This window comes from Streptomyces sp. CB02009, assembly GCF_001905825.1.
Classification (GTDB): Bacteria; Actinomycetota; Actinomycetes; order Streptomycetales; family Streptomycetaceae; genus Streptomyces.
Window position 1 is genome coordinate 94944 of record NZ_LIVV01000011.1, and the last position, 15557, is coordinate 110500.

The 15557-nt window shown below is 72.9% G+C and carries 15 protein-coding genes; 5 read left to right on the top strand and 10 right to left on the bottom strand.

Annotation, left to right across the window (positions count from 1 at the left end):
* Position 1: 1 nt before the first annotated feature.
* Both AMK27_RS35065 and AMK27_RS35070 read right to left on the bottom strand, forming a co-directional pair.
* Positions 2-781, bottom strand: a complete 780-nt coding sequence (locus tag AMK27_RS35065; protein WP_073917507.1) for a bifunctional DNA primase/polymerase — start codon at positions 779-781, stop codon at positions 2-4.
* Positions 782-896: 115 nt separating this feature from the next.
* On the bottom strand, positions 897-1517 hold the full coding sequence (locus AMK27_RS35070) for a TetR/AcrR family transcriptional regulator (RefSeq protein ID WP_073917509.1): 621 nt from the start codon (positions 1515-1517) through the stop codon (positions 897-899).
* A 170-nt stretch (positions 1518-1687) separates the two neighbouring features.
* On the opposite strand from AMK27_RS35070, the gene ddaH reads away from it, so the two are divergent.
* Positions 1688-2518 (top strand): dimethylargininase, encoded by an 831-nt coding sequence (gene ddaH / locus AMK27_RS35075; protein WP_338014362.1) that lies wholly within the window; start codon positions 1688-1690, stop codon positions 2516-2518.
* Positions 2519-2657: 139 nt separating this feature from the next.
* On the opposite strand, the gene AMK27_RS35080 is transcribed toward ddaH, so the two are convergent.
* Complete coding sequence (locus AMK27_RS35080) at positions 2658-3641, bottom strand: small ribosomal subunit Rsm22 family protein (RefSeq protein WP_073917510.1); 984 nt, start codon at positions 3639-3641, stop codon at positions 2658-2660.
* Between the two features lie 9 nt (positions 3642-3650).
* Positions 3651-4967 (bottom strand): Bcr/CflA family multidrug efflux MFS transporter, encoded by a 1317-nt coding sequence (locus tag AMK27_RS35085; protein WP_241847691.1) that lies wholly within the window; start codon positions 4965-4967, stop codon positions 3651-3653.
* 89 nt (positions 4968-5056) lie between these two features.
* On the opposite strand from AMK27_RS35085, the gene AMK27_RS35090 reads away from it, so the two are divergent.
* Entirely contained in the window at positions 5057-6064 is a 1008-nt protein-coding gene (locus AMK27_RS35090; RefSeq protein ID WP_073917512.1) for a Gfo/Idh/MocA family protein, read from the top strand.
* On the opposite strand, the gene AMK27_RS35095 is transcribed toward AMK27_RS35090, so the two are convergent.
* A complete protein-coding gene (locus AMK27_RS35095) occupies positions 6051-7691 on the bottom strand; it encodes an alkaline phosphatase D family protein (RefSeq protein ID WP_073917514.1) in 1641 nt (546 codons plus the stop codon). The genes AMK27_RS35090 and AMK27_RS35095 overlap by 14 nt on opposite strands.
* A gap of 102 nt (positions 7692-7793) precedes the next feature.
* Here AMK27_RS35095 and AMK27_RS35100 point away from each other — a divergent pair, with 102 nt between their 5' ends.
* The gene (locus AMK27_RS35100; RefSeq protein ID WP_073917516.1) at positions 7794-8570 is read left to right on the top strand and encodes an SDR family oxidoreductase; all 777 of its coding nucleotides are present in this window, start codon (positions 7794-7796) and stop codon (positions 8568-8570) included.
* A gap of 48 nt (positions 8571-8618) precedes the next feature.
* Here the strand turns inward: AMK27_RS35100 and AMK27_RS35105 are convergent, their stop codons facing one another.
* Positions 8619-8942 carry a hypothetical protein gene (locus tag AMK27_RS35105; RefSeq protein WP_073917518.1) on the bottom strand — a complete coding sequence of 108 codons (324 nt, stop codon included), beginning with the start codon at positions 8940-8942 and terminating at the stop codon, positions 8619-8621.
* Positions 8943-9004: 62 nt separating this feature from the next.
* Entirely contained in the window at positions 9005-10018 is a 1014-nt protein-coding gene (locus tag AMK27_RS35110) for a hypothetical protein (RefSeq protein ID WP_073917520.1), read from the bottom strand.
* Positions 10019-10289: 271 nt separating this feature from the next.
* Between AMK27_RS35110 and AMK27_RS35115 the strand changes: the two genes are divergently transcribed.
* A complete protein-coding gene (locus tag AMK27_RS35115) occupies positions 10290-10760 on the top strand; it encodes a hypothetical protein (protein WP_073917522.1) in 471 nt (156 codons plus the stop codon).
* Positions 10761-10821: 61 nt separating this feature from the next.
* Here the strand turns inward: AMK27_RS35115 and AMK27_RS35120 are convergent, their stop codons facing one another.
* Both AMK27_RS35120 and AMK27_RS35125 read right to left on the bottom strand, forming a co-directional pair.
* A complete protein-coding gene (locus AMK27_RS35120; RefSeq protein WP_073917524.1) occupies positions 10822-11538 on the bottom strand; it encodes a response regulator transcription factor in 717 nt (238 codons plus the stop codon).
* Positions 11535-12836, bottom strand: coding sequence for a sensor histidine kinase (locus AMK27_RS35125; protein ID WP_073917914.1), 1302 nt, complete (start codon positions 12834-12836; stop codon positions 11535-11537). Before AMK27_RS35125 ends, AMK27_RS35120 begins: the two co-directional genes overlap by 4 nt.
* Positions 12837-13083: 247 nt before the next feature.
* On the opposite strand from AMK27_RS35125, the gene AMK27_RS35130 reads away from it, so the two are divergent.
* Positions 13084-14154, top strand: coding sequence for a serine hydrolase domain-containing protein (locus AMK27_RS35130; protein WP_073917916.1), 1071 nt, complete (start codon positions 13084-13086; stop codon positions 14152-14154).
* Between the two features lie 916 nt (positions 14155-15070).
* Here AMK27_RS35130 and AMK27_RS35135 read toward each other — a convergent pair.
* A complete protein-coding gene (locus tag AMK27_RS35135; RefSeq protein ID WP_073917526.1) occupies positions 15071-15532 on the bottom strand; it encodes a VOC family protein in 462 nt (153 codons plus the stop codon).
* Positions 15533-15557: the final 25 nt, after the last annotated feature.

Consider the following 15557-nt stretch of genomic DNA (forward strand, 5'->3'; position numbering starts at 1 on the left):
GTCAGCGGGTCAGCGGCCAGGCGATCTCGTGGGCCGAGTGCTCGCCGTCGCTCTCCGCCTCGCGCGCGGCGACGTGGCGGGCGCAGGCGTCCTGGAGGGTCTCCAGGAGGTTCAGCGGGTCGGGCAGCGGGTGCTCGGGGCCGCGGAGCCAGGCGACGACCGGGTGGGCGCTCTCGTCCCCGGGGAGCCGGGCGGGCGGTACGAGGACGTAGCTGCCGCGGCAGTGCCAGCGGAGCCCCGGGTGCTCGGCCATGGTCTCGGGGTGGCAGTCGAGCTCACACGGCCACCACTCGTCCTCGTCCTCGGGGGTGCCGCGGGTGGCGGTGAAGAAGAGCATCCGCCCGCTGACCGAGTCGACGTCGACGGACTCGGCGACCGGCCCGACCTCGACGCCCTCGGCGAGGAGGCGCTCCAGGGCGGCGCGGCCGGCGGCGAGCGGTACGTCGAGGACGTCGTGGACCATGCCGGTGGCGGTGATGAAGTTCGCCTCGGGCTCGTTGCGGGCCCAGCGCTCGATCTGGGCGCGGTCGGTGGTCGACTGCGTCTGCCAGGCGAAGGAGACCGGGTGCCGGGCGGGGGTGGGACAGCCGATCCGCTCACAGGAACAGCTGTAGCCGACGGGGTACGCGGCGGGGGCGAGGGGCAGCCCGGCGGCGGCGACGGCCAGGAGCAGCGTCTCGCGGTCGTTCTCGTCGTCGGCCGCGGTGCGTTTCGGGCGCCTGCGCAGCCACTGTGCGAGTTTGCTCTCCGTGCCGCGGTAGCGGCCGATCCCGTCGCCCATCTATCCCCTCACACCTCATGCTCGCCCGTTCGGCTCTGCCCATGGTCCCACCATCCTGCGCCCTGGGTGACCGGAGTGCGGAACCGGGGTCGGGAACCGGTGTGCGACGGGTGTGTCAGACCCTCGGCGCGAGGCCGCGCAGGGCGAGGTCGACGAGGCTGTCGGCGTACGCGTGGGTGAGCGGCAGCGTGCGGTGGAGCCAGCGGTGGTGGAGCGGCCCGACGAGGAGTTCGAGGGCGATCCGGGGGTCGACGCCGGGGTCCACGTCGCCGGCCGCCTGGGCCGCCTCGATGCGGCGGACGTAGTACTGGAGCTGCGGTTCGAGGAGCGCCTCGGTGAAGCGGGCGCCGAGCTCGGGGTCGACGATGCCCTCGGCCGCGAGGGCGCGGGTGGGGGCGTCGAAGGCGGGGTCGTTCATCTCGTCGACGGTGGCGCGCAGGACGTACCTGAGATCGGCGGCGAGGTCGCCGGTGTCGGGGATCTCACTGTCGGCGTCGCCGCCCAGGGCCTCGTTCGCGCGGGAGGCGAGGTCCAGGAAGGCGTCGAGGAGGACGGCGGCCTTGGACGGCCACCAGCGGTAGATGGTCTGTTTTCCGACACCGGCGCGGGCGGCGATGCCCTCGATGGTGGTCTTCGCGTAGCCGGCCTCGGAGACGAGGGCGAGGGCGGCGTCGAAGATGGCGCGGCGGGAGCGCTCGCTGCGGCGGGAGGCGTCGGGGGCCTTGGTGTCGGGCATGGGCCCAATCTAGCAGCCCACGAGACGTCACGTCTCGCGAGACGTGGCCGGAACCGAACCACCCGAACGGTCCACAGCGCGGCGGGCCCGGAAGGCGGACCATGGGGTCACCGATCCGGCGGATCATCACCCCGCCGGTCCTCTGAACTCCCGTCCGTGAGGAGCCCTCATTGCGCACCACTCCGCGCACGTCCTCGCCCCGCCGTTATCTGATGTGCCCACCCACGCACTTCACGGTGACGTACTCCATCAACCCCTGGATGGACCCCACGAAACCGGTCGACCTGCCGCTCGCCCTCGCCCAGTGGGAGGACCTGCGCGACCGCTACCGCGCGCTCGGCCACACGGTCGAGACCCTCGCCCCCGACCCGGCGCTGCCGGACATGGTCTTCGCGGCGAACGGCGCCACCGTCGTCGACGGCCGGGTCCTCGGAGCGAAGTTCGCCCACGCGGAGCGCGCGGGCGAGGCCGGGGCGCATCTGTCCTGGTTCCGAGGAAACGGTTGGGCAGCCGACGACGTGCAGGTTCCGGAGCACGTCAACGAGGGCGAGGGGGACTTCGCCGTCACCGCCTCCTGGATCCTCGCCGGGCGCGGCTTCCGCTCCAGCCCGCTCTCGCACGACGAGGCGCAGGAGTTCTTCGGCCGCCCGGTGATCGGCCTCGAACTGGTCGACCCGCGGTACTACCACCTGGACACGGCGCTGTCCGTCCTGGACGACGCGGGCGACGAGGTCATGTACTACCCGGACGCCTTCTCCCCCGGCAGCCGCGCGGTGCTCGCCCGGCTCTTCCCCGACGCCCTGATCGCGACGGAGGAGGACGCGGCGGCCCTCGGCCTGAACGCGGTCAGCGACGGCCGGAACGTGCTCCTCCCCCAGGCGGCGGTGGGCCTCTTCGAACCGCTGCGGCGGCGGGGCTTCGAGCCGATCGGCATGGACCTGGGAGAACTCCTCAAGGGCGGCGGCAGCGTGAAGTGCTGCACCCAGGAGCTGCGGCCCTAGGCCGGCGGGCCAGGTCCGGACTCCTGCCCGCCCGACCCGCCGTCGGGTCAGGCGGGCAGGGCCGGACGAAGGCGGACGGGGCGGGGGTCCGGGAAGGGGGTCCGCGAAGAGGATCCGGGAAGCGGTCCGGGAAGGGCCCTCAGCCCTCGTCCTCCGGCGGCCAGGCGTCGCCCCACTCCGCGTCGCGGGCCTGCTTGTACAGCGGGCCGTGCCGCTTGGTGACCGTGTCGCGGGCCAGCCCGTCCGGGCCGCACAGGTCGAGGAGCACCATCCCCTTGCGGATCTGCGGCCTGCGGGTGATGCGGGAGACCGCGGGCTCCGGCGGGAACCGGGTCGCCGCCACGTAGCTGTACTTCTCGTCCTCGTACGGCAGCGAACCGCCCTTCACCTTCCGGTGCAGCGAGGAACGGCTCACCCGGGCCGAGAAGTGGCACCAGTCCGTGCCCGGCTCGATCGGGCAGGCCCCGCTGTGCGGGCAGGGCGCGGCGACCGTGAACCCGGCCTCGATCAGCAGCGTGCGGGCCGCGATGATCCGCTCGTAGCCGTCGGGGGTGCCGGGCTCGACGATCACGACCGTCTGCGCGGCCCGCGCCGCCTCGGTCACGAGCGCGGCCCGGTCGGCCGCGGTCAGCTCCTTGAGCACGTACGAGACGGTGACGAGGTCCGTGTCGGCGAGCTTCAGCGCGTCGCCGATCCTGGCCGTGCGCCACTCGGCGTCCAGGGTCCCGGCGGCGAGTTCGCGGCCGAGGGCGAGGGCCGGCTCGGCCCAGTCCAGGACGGTGGTGCGGGGCGGCCGCTCCTCCCAGGCCTCGGCGACGGCCCAGCCGGCCGCGCCCGTACCGCCGCCGACGTCGGTGTGGGTACGCGGCTCCCAGTCGGGCGCCGCCTCGCGCAGGGCGCCGAGGGCGCCCCGTACCGCCTCGAAGGTCGCCGGCATCCGGTACGCGGCGTACGCGGCGACGTCGGAGCGGTCGCGCAGCACGGGGGCGTCCGTCGGGGTGGTCCCCCGGTAGTTGGCGATCAGCCGGTCGACGGCCCGGGCGGCCTGCTTGGGCGGCAGCCCGTCGAGGAGCCCGGCGAGGGCGGCGCGCAGGGAGTCGGCGGAGGGAGCGGAGGCGTTCACCGAGACATTCTAGGCGGCGGGACCGGTGGCTCCGGCGGACGTCCTGGCCGTCTGCCACGGCCTGCACAGGCCGAGGAAGCAGGTCAGTGCCAGGACGGCGCAGGTCAGCTGCACGACCGCCATCGGGACGGCGGTGTGCTCGCCGGCGATGCCGACGAGCGGCGAGGCGACGGCGCCGACGAGGAACGACGTCGTGCCGAGCAGCGCGGACGCGGAGCCGGCGGCGTGCGGGGTGCGCATCAGGGCCTGGGCGTTGGTGTTCGGCATCGCGAGGCCCATCGCGGACATCAGGACGAACAGTCCGGCCGCGACCGGGACGAGTCCGACCTCGCCGAAGACGCCGCTGGTCATGAGGAACAGCGCGAGGGAGGACACGAGGATGGTCCCGAGGCCCCAGCCGAGCGCCTTGTCGAGGCTGACGCGGCCGACGAGCAGCTTGCCGTTGATCTGGCCGACGGCGACGAGGCCGATCGAGTTGAGGCCGAAGAGCAGGCTGAACGTCTGCGGCGAGGCCCCGTAGATCTCCTGGACGACGAACGGCGAGGCGGAGATGTACGCGAAGAGGGCGGCGAAGGCGAGGCCGCCGGTCAGCATGTACCCGGCGAAGACGCGGTCGGCGAGCAGGCCCTTCATGGTGCGCAGGGCCTGGCCGACGCCACCCTCGTGGCGGCGCTCGGGCGGCAGCGTCTCGGCGAGGAAGCGCCAGACGACGAGGGTGAGGAGGACGCCGATGACGGTGAGGACGTAGAAGACGCCCCGCCAGTCGGTGATCCGCAGGATCTGGCCGCCGATGAGGGGCGCGATGATCGGGGCGACGCCGGAGATCAGCATCAGGGTGGAGAAGAACCGGGCCATCTCCACGCCGTCGTACAGGTCGCGGACGACCGCGCGGGCGATGACGATGCCGGCGGCGCCGGCGAGGCCCTGGAGCAGCCGGAAGCCGATGAGCATCTCGGCGGTGGGGGCGAGGGCGCAGACGGCGGTGGCGAGGACGTACACGATCATGCCGATGAGCAGCGGGCGCCGGCGGCCCCACTTGTCGCTCATGGGGCCGACGACGAGCTGGCCGAGGGCCATGCCGGCGAGGCACGCGGTGAGGGTGAGCTGGACGGTGGCGGCGGGGGCGTTCAGCGCGCCGGTGACCTCGGGCAGGGCCGGGAGGTACATGTCCATGGAGAGCGGGGGCAGTGCGGTGAGCCCGCCGAGGACGAGGGTGACGAGCAGCCCGGTCCGGCGGGCCGCCGTGGTGCCGATCGACTCCGGGGCTCTTTCGGTTATGTGCCCTTGTGTTGTTTTCTGGCCGCTCTCCGGCATCGACCGCTCCATTTCGTTGAATCCTTGCCTATGCTCTCAGCTCGACCGGCATGGTCGAGACCTCTGCGGGACCGGTGGGACAGATGGGGACGGGTGGGCACATGGGTAAGACGGTGCGCTGGGGAATCCTGGCGACGGGCGGCATAGCGGAGCGGTTCACCACGGACCTGCTGACGCTCGACGGCGCGGAGGTCGTCGCGGTGGCGTCCCGCACGGAGGCGTCCGCGAAGACCTTCGCGGACCGGTTCGGCATCCCGCGCGCGTACGGCGGGTGGGACGGACTCTTCACCGACGCGGATGTCGACGTGGTGTACGTGGCGACTCCGCACCACGCGCACCGGGAGGCGGCCGGCCGCGCCCTGGAGGCGGGCAAGGCGGTGCTCTGCGAGAAGGCTCTCACGCTCAACGCCCGCGAGACAGAGGAACTCGTCACCTTGTCCCGGGACCGCGGCCTCTTCCTCATGGAGGCCATGTGGATGTACTGCAACCCGCTGATCCGGCGCCTCGTCGAGCTGGTCCGCGACGGGGCGATCGGCGAGATCAGGACCGTACAGGCGGACTTCGGGCTCGCGGGCCCGTTCCCGGCGGACCACCGGCTGCGGGACCCCGCCGTGGGCGGCGGGGCGCTGCTCGACCTGGGCGTGTACCCGGTGTCGTTCGCCCAGCTGCTGCTCGGCGAGCCGGACACCGTCCACGCGCACGCGCTGCTCTCGCCGGAGGGGGTCGACCTGAACACCGGCATGCTGCTCGGCTGGTCGGACTCCGGCGCGTCGGCGCTGCTGTCCTGCTCGCTCGACGCGGACACCCCGCTGACGGCCTCGGTGACGGGCTCGCTGGGCCGGATCGACCTCCCGCGCGGCTTCTTCTTCCCGGAGCGCTTCACCCTGCACCGCGCCGGCCACGAGCCGGAGGAGATCACGTCGTCGGACGATCCCCACTCCCTCCGGCACGAGGCCGCCGAGGTCATGCGCTGCCTGCGGGCGGGCGCGACGGAGTCCCCGCTCGTCCCCCTCGACGGCTCGCTCGCGGTGATGCGGACGCTCGACGCGGTACGGAACCGCATCGGCGTCCGCTACCCGCAGGAGGACGCGGCGGTCACGCGGGCTTGAGCCCCGGGTCGCCCGCCTCCGTCACGAAGGAGGCGGCCGTGGCGACGGGAGCGCCCTGGGTCGTCACGTACGGCACCGTGCGGAAGTCGGCCCGGGCGGTCTCCTCGCCGAGCGCGACCGTCACGTAGCCGCGCCGCCCGTTGAAGAACCTCAGGTGCGGGTTGGCCTGCATGAGCTTGTCGTAGTTCGACGGGCGGTCGGCGCCGTCCTTGCCGCTGGTGACGGAGGTGGCGACGATCTCGGTGCCCACGGTCCGGGAGCCCGGGTCGCGGAAGTCGGCCTTGATGTCGAGGCCGTAGCCGACGTGGACGTCACCGGTGAGCACCATCAGGTTCTCGACGCCGGCGGCCCCGGCACCGGCGAGGAGCCGCTGCCGGGAGGCCGGGTAGCCGTCCCAGGAGTCCATGGAGAGCTTGAAGTCGGCGGTGGCGCGGTCACGGCGCTCGGCGAACACGACCTGCTGCGGCAGGACGTTCCAGCGGGCGCGGGAGCCGCGCCAGCCGTCGAGCAGCCACCGCTCCTGCGTGGCCCCGGTCATCGTCCGGGCCGGGTTCTCGGACTCCGGGCCCGGGACCTGCCAGCCGTCGCCGTACGCCTGGTCGGAGCGGTACTGGCGGGTGTCGAGGATGTCGAACTGGGCGAGCCGCCCGAAGCGCAGCCGGCGGTAGAGCCGCATGTCGGGCCCCTGGGGCCGCTGGGGCGTGCGGAGCGGCTGGTGCTCCCAGTAGGCGCGGTAGGCGGCGGCGCGGCGGAGCAGGAACTCCTCCGGCGGGACGCCGTTCTCGGGGGTGCCGCCCGCGTAGTTGTTCTCGGTCTCGTGGTCGTCCCAGGTGACGACGAAGGGGTGGGCGGCGTGCGCGGCGCGCAGGTCGGGGTCCGACTTGTAGAGGCCGTACCGGAGCCGGTAGTCGTCCAGGGTGAGCGTCTCGCGGTCGAAGACGGCCGGGAGGGTCCGGTCGGTGTAGGCGCGGGCGCCGCCGGTGGCGTTCACGGCGTACTCGTAGAGGTAGTCGCCGAGGTGGAAGACGACGTCGACGTCCTCCTGCGCGAGGTGGCGGTAGGCCGTGAAGTACCCGTCGTGGTACGCCTGGCAGGAGACGGCGGCGAGCTTCAGGCCGGAGGTACGGGCCCACGGGGCGGGTGCGGTGCGGGTACGGCCGACGGGGCTGCTCCAGTTCCCGACCCGGAAGCGGTAGAAGAACTCCCGGTCGGGGTCGAGGTGCTCGACCTCGACGTGCACCGTGTGCGAGAACTCCGGGTGCGCGGTGGCCCGGCCGCGGCGGACGGTCCGGGTGAAGCGCTCGTCGCGGGCCAGCTCCCAGTGGACGGAGACCCGCTCGGCGGGCAGTCCGCCGCCGGGCTCGAAGGGGCGGGGCGCGAGCCGGGTCCACAGCAGGACGGAGCCGGGCAGCGGGTCGCCGGACGCCACGCCGAGGGTGAACGGGTCCTCGGAGACGCGCCGCCCGTCGAGCTCGGCCGCGGCCGCGGTGCCCGCGGCGGGAAGCTGCGTGGCGAAGGCGAGCACGGCGGCGGCCCCGGTGGCGGTGAGGAACCGGCGGCGGCCCACCTGGCGCGCGGCGGCGCGGAGTTCCTCGGAATGCTCGTGAACGTCGTGTACGCGGTTCATGTGCCCCTCCCCAGACGGATGCGGTCCGTCGGTCATTCGAGGGGGGCGGGACGACCTCGCGTTGTCGGGTACAGAACATCCACGTGTCGGGACGATGAGTTCATGGGGCACGCGTCTCGCGTACGCTGCGCGCCCATGAGCATCGCAGTGGTGACGGGAGCGGGATCGGGCATCGGCCGGAGTGTGGCCCTCGCCCTGGCGGCGGCCGGCTGGTCGGTGGCCCTGGCGGGACGGCGGCCTGACGCCCTGGAGGAGACGGCGGCGGCCCTGCCCGACGGGGACTTCCTGACCGTCCCCACGGACGTGACCTCGGCGGAGGAGGTGGCGGCCCTCTTCACGGCCGTACGCGACCGCTACGGCCGCGTCGACCTGCTCTTCAACAACGCCGGTACGTTCGCGGGCGGCGGCGTCCCCGTCGAGGACCTGGACCCGGACACCTGGCGCGCGGTCGTCGACGTCAACCTGACGGGCGCCTTCCTCTGTGCCCAGGCGGCCTTCCGGACCATGAAGGAACAGTCACCGCAGGGCGGCCGGATCATCAACAACGGCTCGATCTCGGCCCACGTACCGCGCCCGAACTCCATCGCGTACACGGCGACGAAGCACGCGATGACGGGCCTGACGAAGTCCCTGTCGCTCGACGGCCGCCCGTACCGGATCGCCTGCGGCCAGCTCGACATCGGCAACGCGGCGACGGAGATGACGGCCCGCATGCAGACCGGCATCCTCCAGGCCAACGGCGAACTGGCGGCGGAACCGGTGATGGACGCGGCGGACGTGGCGGCGACGGTGGTGCACATGGCGGCCCTGCCGCTGGAGGCGAACGTCCAGTTCGCGACGGTGATGGCGACGACGATGCCGTACATCGGCCGGGGGTAGCCCCGCCCGACGCACGGCGTGCGGACGACGGAAGGTGCGGAGGCGGTGTCAGGCCTGCCCGGTCTCGAACCGGGAGACCTTGCCGCCCTCCACGCCGAAGTGCCAGCGGGTCTTCATCTCGCCCCAGGTGTCGTTGCGGAAACGCGCGACGATGTCGCGCCCGCCGCTCTTCTCGGACTCGATCTCCATGTGCCCGCGCGAGGAGAAGATCTCCCGCTCGGTCCACTCCGCGAGGTCCCGCTCGGACCCGTCGTCGGACATGGTCGCACCGGGAGTCAGAGCCTCCCGGAAAGCCGTCTGGTCATTGGCGTTGAGGGCCGCGACGAACGCACGCACGGCCGGATCGGTGAGCCGCTCCACGGGAATGGTCATGCCCTAGCCGTACACCGCCCGATCCGGCCTCCCCGGCGAACACGCCGTGCGCCTGCCGCGTGTCAGCGGACGGGCTGGGCCACCTGGGCGAGCAGCGCGCCGCTCTCCTCGGCCGCCAGGACCCGCTCCAGGACGAGGTCGCCGGTCATGCCGGGGAAGAACCGCCCGGCCGGCCAGCTCCGCTCGTACGGGGGCGGATCGAGGACGACGAGGCGCACGCCGTCCACGACGGGGATGTCGGCGGGGCAGCCCTCGTTCCAGATCCATTCGCCGTCCGCGCCGAGCAGGTTGAACGACCCCGTCGTGGACGTCTGTCCGGGCCTGTCCCGGCACATGGCGACGGCCTCGGCCGAGGGCGCCCGGCCCGGGAGGTGTCCGCCGCCGACGAGGGCGTCGGCGAGGAGCGTGTGGAGCTGGAAGTTGTCGCCGATGCCGGAGGCGCGCAGCGCGAACCCGGCGCCGGTGGCGCGGTCGATCGCGACGACGGGCTCGTCGTCGAGGACGGCGAGGGCGTACGCCAGGCACTTGAACGGATCGCCCGACAGCTCCGAGACCCGCGCCACGGAGGCCCGCAGCTCAACCTTTCCGGGGGTGCCCCGCCGCACGGCGGGCGAGTTGAGCATGGCCACACAGGCCATCTCGAACTGCGGGAGCGACTGCCAGGCCATGACCGGCTCGAAGCCGATCCGCTCGAAGTCCGCCTCCTCAAGGCCTTCGCCCTCGTGGCCGGGCAGCTCGCCGCGCCCGGCCGCCGCCCACGCCTCGCAGAACACCGCAGCCGCCGCGAAGGCCTCACGCGCCTGCGCGAAGACCGCGGGAGCGCAGGCGGTCGCGTCCGCACCCCGTTCGACACAGGCCCCGATCACCACGGCCACGATCCCGCGCGGCCCGGGCGGGACCTCGGCCAGGAGGGCCGCGAGACGCGGCCCGGCAGCGTGGAGCTCCGCGTCCTTGGCCTTGTCCACCGTCGTGGTCAACTGCCCGAAGGCCTTCTCCGCGGCGTCGGCGTCCTGGGAGCGGACCGCCGTCTCGAAAGCTGCCACGGCGGCCGGGAACCGCCCTCGTCCGAATATCATCCGCGCACCCTAGCGGAGGGGTCCGACAGGCCGGTTCGGGCCGGGGCGGCGGGATGTGCGGGATGCCAGGAAGCCGGAGCCATTCGATCCCGATCCCGCTCTCCGGCGCGCGGAACCTGCCCCTCTCTGACGACTTCTCACCGCCACACAGCCTATGAGCTGCGTGTTCCCTGGCACGGGGCGGGGCGTTACGGCACTCTCCGGCCTAACCGCCACACGCGAGCCACTCAACCGACTCAACCCACTCAACCCACTCAACCCAGGAGGAGCGATGTCGAACGCCGGCAAGGTCGTCAAGCTGTACGCGAAGGGGGCCCCGGTCGGAGTCGAGGACGGAGCCGTGGTCGGCTACCTCGCCGACCCGACCCGCGCCGGGGAGTGGCTGATCACCCGGGACGACGAGGGCTTCCGGCTCACCGCCAAGGGCACGGAGGAGACCATCGCGTCGGAAGGCACCGAGCGGGCGCCCGTCGTCGCCCGCCCCGACGACTCCCCCGCGTCCGTCTGGCGCCTCCAGCGCGTCGAGGGGGACGAGGGGGCCGAGGGGGACGGTGACGGCGGCACCGTCGCGCTCACCACCCTCACCTCACTCGCCGACCTCCGGGACGGCACGTACGTGATCGACCAGAACGGTCTGGCCCTCGGCCGCGACCTGTTCGAGGACCGCTCCCTGCTCCCGAAGCGCATCTTCGTCCGTACGGACGACCGGGACCCGCAGTGGCGCATCGAGGTCCTCGCCTGAGACGGCCGCCCGGCGCGCACCCCATCCGGAACCCGGGTGGGGCAGGCCTTCGTCCTCCCCGTCAGCCCGTGAAACCCGGCACCACCAGACCCGACTCGTACGCGATGACCACCGCGTGCGTCCGGTTCTGCGCGCCGAGCTTGGTCAGGACGTTCCCGACGTGCGTCTTGACCGTCTCCAGGCTCACGGTGAGGGACTCCGCGATCTCCGGGTTGGACAGGCCCGTGGCCATCAGCCGCAGTACTTCCTCCTCACGCCCCGTCAGCGCCGCCCTCGGCAGCGCCTCCGCGGAGTCCAGCGGACGGGCGGCGACCATCCGGCGCAGGGTCGCCGGGAAGAGGATCGCCTCGCCCGCCGCCACCACCCGTACCGCCTCCGCGATCTGCCGGACCGGAAGCCGCTTGAGCACGAAGCCGCTGGCACCCGCGCTGAGCGCGGCGGTGACGTAGTCGTCGTTCTCGAAAGTGGTGATCACGACGACCTTCGGCGGCGCCGGGGCAGGGCCCCCGCCCCTCGACCCCGCCGGCTCCCTCGGCGCCGCGAGGAGGCGGCGGGTCGCCTCGATCCCGTTGCACCGGGGCATCCGCACGTCCATCAGGACCACGTCCGGCCGCAGCCGCAACGCCCGCTCGACCACCTCGACGCCGTCGGCGGCCTCCCCGACCACCTCGATCCCCGGCTGTGCGGCGAGCAGCATGCGCAGACCGGTACGGGTCACCTCGTCGTCGTCCGCGATCAGCAGCGTCGTGGCGGTCCCGGTGCCGTCGGGGCCGGTCATGCCGACCACCGTGCGGGCAGCCTGACCGCCAGCCGCCAGCGCCTCGGCCCGTCCGGGCCGGCGTCGATCTCGCCGTGCAGGAGTCGTACGCGCTCGGCGAGACCGGGCAGCCCGTGCCCGGACGTCGGGAAGGCCCGCGTGCGGCCCGTACGCGGCACGGCCCCCGTCTCGTTGACCACATCAAGCTCCAGCGCCTCCGGCCCGGCCGCTACCCGTACGGTGATCGGACCGCCGGAGCCGTGCCGGACGGCGTTGGTCAGCCCCTCCTGGACGATCCGGTACGCGGCCCGGGAGAGCGTCCCCCGCACCCGCGTCGGATCCCCCGACCGCTCCCACTCCACCACCGCCCCCGTGTGCCGCACCCGTTCGAGGAGCTCGGGCAGGTCGGCCAACGTGCGGATCGGCGCGGCCGCGGCGGCCTCGGCGGTACCGGAAGCCTCGACGGCGCCGGTACCGGCCGTCTCGGCCTCGCGCTCCCGCAGGACGCCCAGGACGTAGTCCAGGTCTTCCAGCGCGGCCCGGGCGGACTCCTCGATGCTGCGCAGGGCGGCCCGCGCCGCCGCCGGGTCGGTGGACACCAGCTCGCCCGCCACCGCGGCCTGGATCGTGGTCGTCGTCAGGGTGTGACCGATGGAGTCGTGCAACTCGTGGGCCAGCCGGTTGCGTTCGGCCAGCTGCCGCTCCCGCTCGGCCGCGAGGGCGAGCCGCTCGGCCGTCGACGGCCCGAGGAGCCGGGGAGCCGACCACCGCAGGGCGCGCGTCACGAGAACGCAGACGACGGCGGCGAGCAGCAGACAGCCGAGCGCCAGGGCCCAGCTCTGCCAGCCGCCCGTCACCCGTGCGGACCGGCCGAACAGACTGAGGGCCAGCTCGGCGCGGAGCCAGCCCCCCGGAAGGGCCAGGGCCAGGAAGAGCAGCAGCCCGCTCGCGAGCGCACCCGTCCAGCCGACGGTCACGTGCAGCAGCAGCCAGAGGGGGGTCCGCCAGCGCTGTCCGGCCTCGGGTGAGGTCCCGGGCGGACGGGCGGCCGAGGGCGCGGGCAGGACCACGCGCAGGAGTCGGCGGGCCGCCAGGATCAGCACCCGTCGCGTGGTGCGGGCCAGGCCGACCAGGACGATCAGGGCGGCCCAGACGACCAGCACCATGACGAACAGGACGCCCTCGGGGGCGGATCGCCACACGAGCGCCGGAAGCAGCGCGAAGGACAGCAGGGGGAGGCTCGCGAGGGCGGCCGCGTAGGCGAACAGCGCGCCCGTGTACGTGGAACGGCGCAGCAGCGGCCGGAGTGCCTTGATCATCATCGGCCAGTATGGACGGGCGACCCACGGCGGACCTCCCCCGATCGGGGGAGGTCTTTCTCCCGCGTTCCCGCGATGCGCTCAGCGCCCCCGGAAAACATGATCGTGTCCTGCCCGATCGACGGAAGGACAACGGATGAACACGCGAGCGATGAAGACCAGGACGTCGAGGTTCCGCCTCTCCCGAGCGCACAAGGGCCTCCGACGCGGGGGCGCGGCGGCCGCGGCGGCGGTGGTCGTCGCGGTGATGACGGCGGGCGCGCTCGCGCCGCCCGCGGCGGTCGCGGCGACGCGGCCGGACGCGGTGCAGCAGGGTCTGAACGCCCTGGTGCGCGGGGGCCAGCCGGCGGCACTGGCGAGCGTCGAGGACGGCAGGGGGCACGCCCGTACGTACACCGCGGGGGTCGGCGACCTGGCCACGGGCGCGAAGGTGCCCAGGGACGGCCAGGTGAGGATCGGCAGCAACACGAAGACGTTCACGGCGGTGGTCGTGCTGCAACTGGTCGGCGAGGGGAAGATCGGCCTTGAGGAGTGGGTCGACACGTACCTGCCGGGGGTGGTCAGGGGGAAGGGGCTCGACGGAGGGAAGATCACCGTCCGTCAGCTGCTGCAGCACACGAGCGGGATTCCGGATTACGGGGCGGACATCAGCGACGAGGAGATGCTGCACCGGTACTTCGAGCCCCGTGATCTCGTGGATGTGGCGCTCACGCACGAAGCCGAGTTCGAACCGGGGAAGAAGTGGAGTTACAGCAACACGAACTACGTACTGGCGGGGCTGATCGTCCAGAAGGTGACGGGGCGCCCGTTGGCCGAGGAGATCGACCGGCGGGTCGTGAGGCGGATCGGGCTGCGGCACACGTATTTCCCGGGGCAGGGAGACAGGAGCATCAGGGAGGCGCACCCGAAGGGCTATCACCGGATGAAGGCGGGTGAGCCGCTGCGCGACGTCACGCAGCTCGACCCGTCGGCGGGCTGGGCGGCGGGCCAGATGATCTCGACGAACTCGGACCTGAACCGCTTCTTCGGCGAACTGCTCGGCGGCGATCGCCTGCTGCGCAAGGCGCAGCGCGAGCAGATGCGGACGACGGTCCCGATCGAAGGGACGGAGTTCCACTACGGGTTGGGACTCATGAAGAGGCCGCTGTCGTGCGGAGGCTTCTACTGGGGCCACGGCGGCGACATCACGGGCTACGAGACCAGGGGCGGAGTCACGGAAGCCGGGCGGGCCGCGAACGTGACGGTGACGAGCATCCCGACGGAGACGGAGGCCGTGAAGGGTGTGGCGGAGGTCGTGGACACGGCTTTGTGCGGGTGAGAGCGGGTGAGAGGGGTGGGCGCCGGAGGGCGGGGGTGAGGTGTCTGGGGCGACGGTCCAGCTCTACCTCGGGTGCGGCCGCCCTCTTTCCGAGTGTGGCGTCCTCCACCACCGCGTCAAGGGCGCTCCTTCGTCGCGTCGGCTTCGCCGATTCCGCTGCGCTCCACCCTTGACCCGGCGGCGGAGGCCGCCTTTTCACACTCGGAGGGCGGCCGAGGGCCGGGGCCGACGCCAAGGCCCGGGTAGTGGGCGCCGCTTGGGGGCGTCTGATCGACGGTGGGTGGGGGCTTGGTTCGCGGCCGGGCGGGGTGGGCTCCGGTCGGCTGGTTCGGGGTGCGCGGTTGTTGAATGGGGCGGCCCGGCAGCGCTTAGCGGCTGTCCTTCGTCGGTTGGCTGGGATTCAGGCCCCGCTGGTCACTGCCGGTGGGTGGTGGGGTGGGGTCGGTGTGAGTTTCTTGCACTTTCAGCGCCCGATAAGGGCGATTCGCCCCTGATGGGGCATCTTTCGGGGCGTGTTACTCGGAGTAGCCCGCAGTTTCCTCCACCCACACCCCACCGGGGGTGACCAGCGGGGCCTGAAGCCCCACCACGGACCACCACAACCCGCTAAGCCGTGCCCAACTGCCCCATTCAACTGCCGCGCACCCACCCACCGACCGGCACACGCCCGCCGACGCCGGCCACTGCCCGAGGCCCGGCGTGGACCCGGCCCCCCGGACCGCCCTCCGAGAGTGTTTTCGCTCCTGGAGGTGGTGGGTCAAGGGTGGAGCGCAGCGGAATCGGCGAAGCCGACGCGACGAAGGAGCGCCCTTGACGCACCACCGGAAGGAGCGACTCTCGGAAAGAGGGCGGTCCCACCCGTCACTCACACACCCGGCCCACCCCAAGAAACCCAAGACCCGCACCCCACCCGTACCTAGTCCAAGCAGAACTCGTTCCCCTCCGGGTCCGCCATCACGATCCACCCCGCGCTCATCGGCGGCTCCGGCTCGAAGCGGCGCAGCCGCTTTCCTCCCCGCGCGACCAGCCGTTCGCAGGCCGCCTCCAGCGCCGCCATCCTCTCCTCCCCCTCCAGCCCCGGCGCCGCCCGCACGTCGAGGTGCACCCGGTTCTTCGCCGTCTTCCCCTCCGGCACCTGCTGGAAGAACACCCGCGGCCCCTGCCCCTCCGGGTCCTCCAGGGCCGATCGCGTGTTGCGCTCCTCCTCCGGCACCCCCAGCTTCGCCAGGAACTCGTCCCACACGGCCAACGGGTCCGCCCCTTCCGGCAGTTCCACTCCCGGCGGGCCCGGATGGACGTACCCCAGCGCCTCGCGCCAGAAGGTCGACAGCGTCCTCGGGTCGTGTGCGTCGAACGTGACCTGGAATCGGCGGCTCATCGTGCTGCTCCCTTCCTCGCGGTGT

Excerpts from the sequence above, each read along its gene's own strand:
- AMK27_RS35125 (WP_073917914.1), bottom strand. The coding sequence starts at position 12,836 with ATGATCAAGGCACTCCGGCCGCTGCTGCGCCGTTCCACGTACACGGGC.
- AMK27_RS35085 (WP_241847691.1), bottom strand. The coding sequence starts at position 4,967 with ATGGAGCGGTCGATGCCGGAGAGCGGCCAGAAAACAACACAAGGGCAC.
- AMK27_RS35105 (WP_073917518.1), bottom strand. The coding sequence starts at position 8,942 with ATGACCATTCCCGTGGAGCGGCTCACCGATCCGGCCGTGCGTGCGTTC.
- AMK27_RS35095 (WP_073917514.1), bottom strand. The coding sequence starts at position 7,691 with ATGAACCGCGTACACGACGTTCACGAGCATTCCGAGGAACTCCGCGCC.
- AMK27_RS35065 (WP_073917507.1), bottom strand. The coding sequence starts at position 781 with ATGGGCGACGGGATCGGCCGCTACCGCGGCACGGAGAGCAAACTCGCA.
- AMK27_RS35110 (WP_073917520.1), bottom strand. The coding sequence starts at position 10,018 with ATGATATTCGGACGAGGGCGGTTCCCGGCCGCCGTGGCAGCTTTCGAG.
- AMK27_RS35135 (WP_073917526.1), bottom strand. The coding sequence starts at position 15,532 with ATGAGCCGCCGATTCCAGGTCACGTTCGACGCACACGACCCGAGGACG.
- AMK27_RS35090 (WP_073917512.1), top strand. The coding sequence starts at position 5,057 with ATGGGTAAGACGGTGCGCTGGGGAATCCTGGCGACGGGCGGCATAGCG.
- AMK27_RS35130 (WP_073917916.1), top strand. The coding sequence starts at position 13,084 with ATGACGGCGGGCGCGCTCGCGCCGCCCGCGGCGGTCGCGGCGACGCGG.
- AMK27_RS35115 (WP_073917522.1), top strand. The coding sequence starts at position 10,290 with ATGTCGAACGCCGGCAAGGTCGTCAAGCTGTACGCGAAGGGGGCCCCG.
- AMK27_RS35100 (WP_073917516.1), top strand. The coding sequence starts at position 7,794 with ATGGGGCACGCGTCTCGCGTACGCTGCGCGCCCATGAGCATCGCAGTG.
- AMK27_RS35070 (WP_073917509.1), bottom strand. The coding sequence starts at position 1,517 with ATGCCCGACACCAAGGCCCCCGACGCCTCCCGCCGCAGCGAGCGCTCC.
- AMK27_RS35120 (WP_073917524.1), bottom strand. The coding sequence starts at position 11,538 with ATGACCGGCCCCGACGGCACCGGGACCGCCACGACGCTGCTGATCGCG.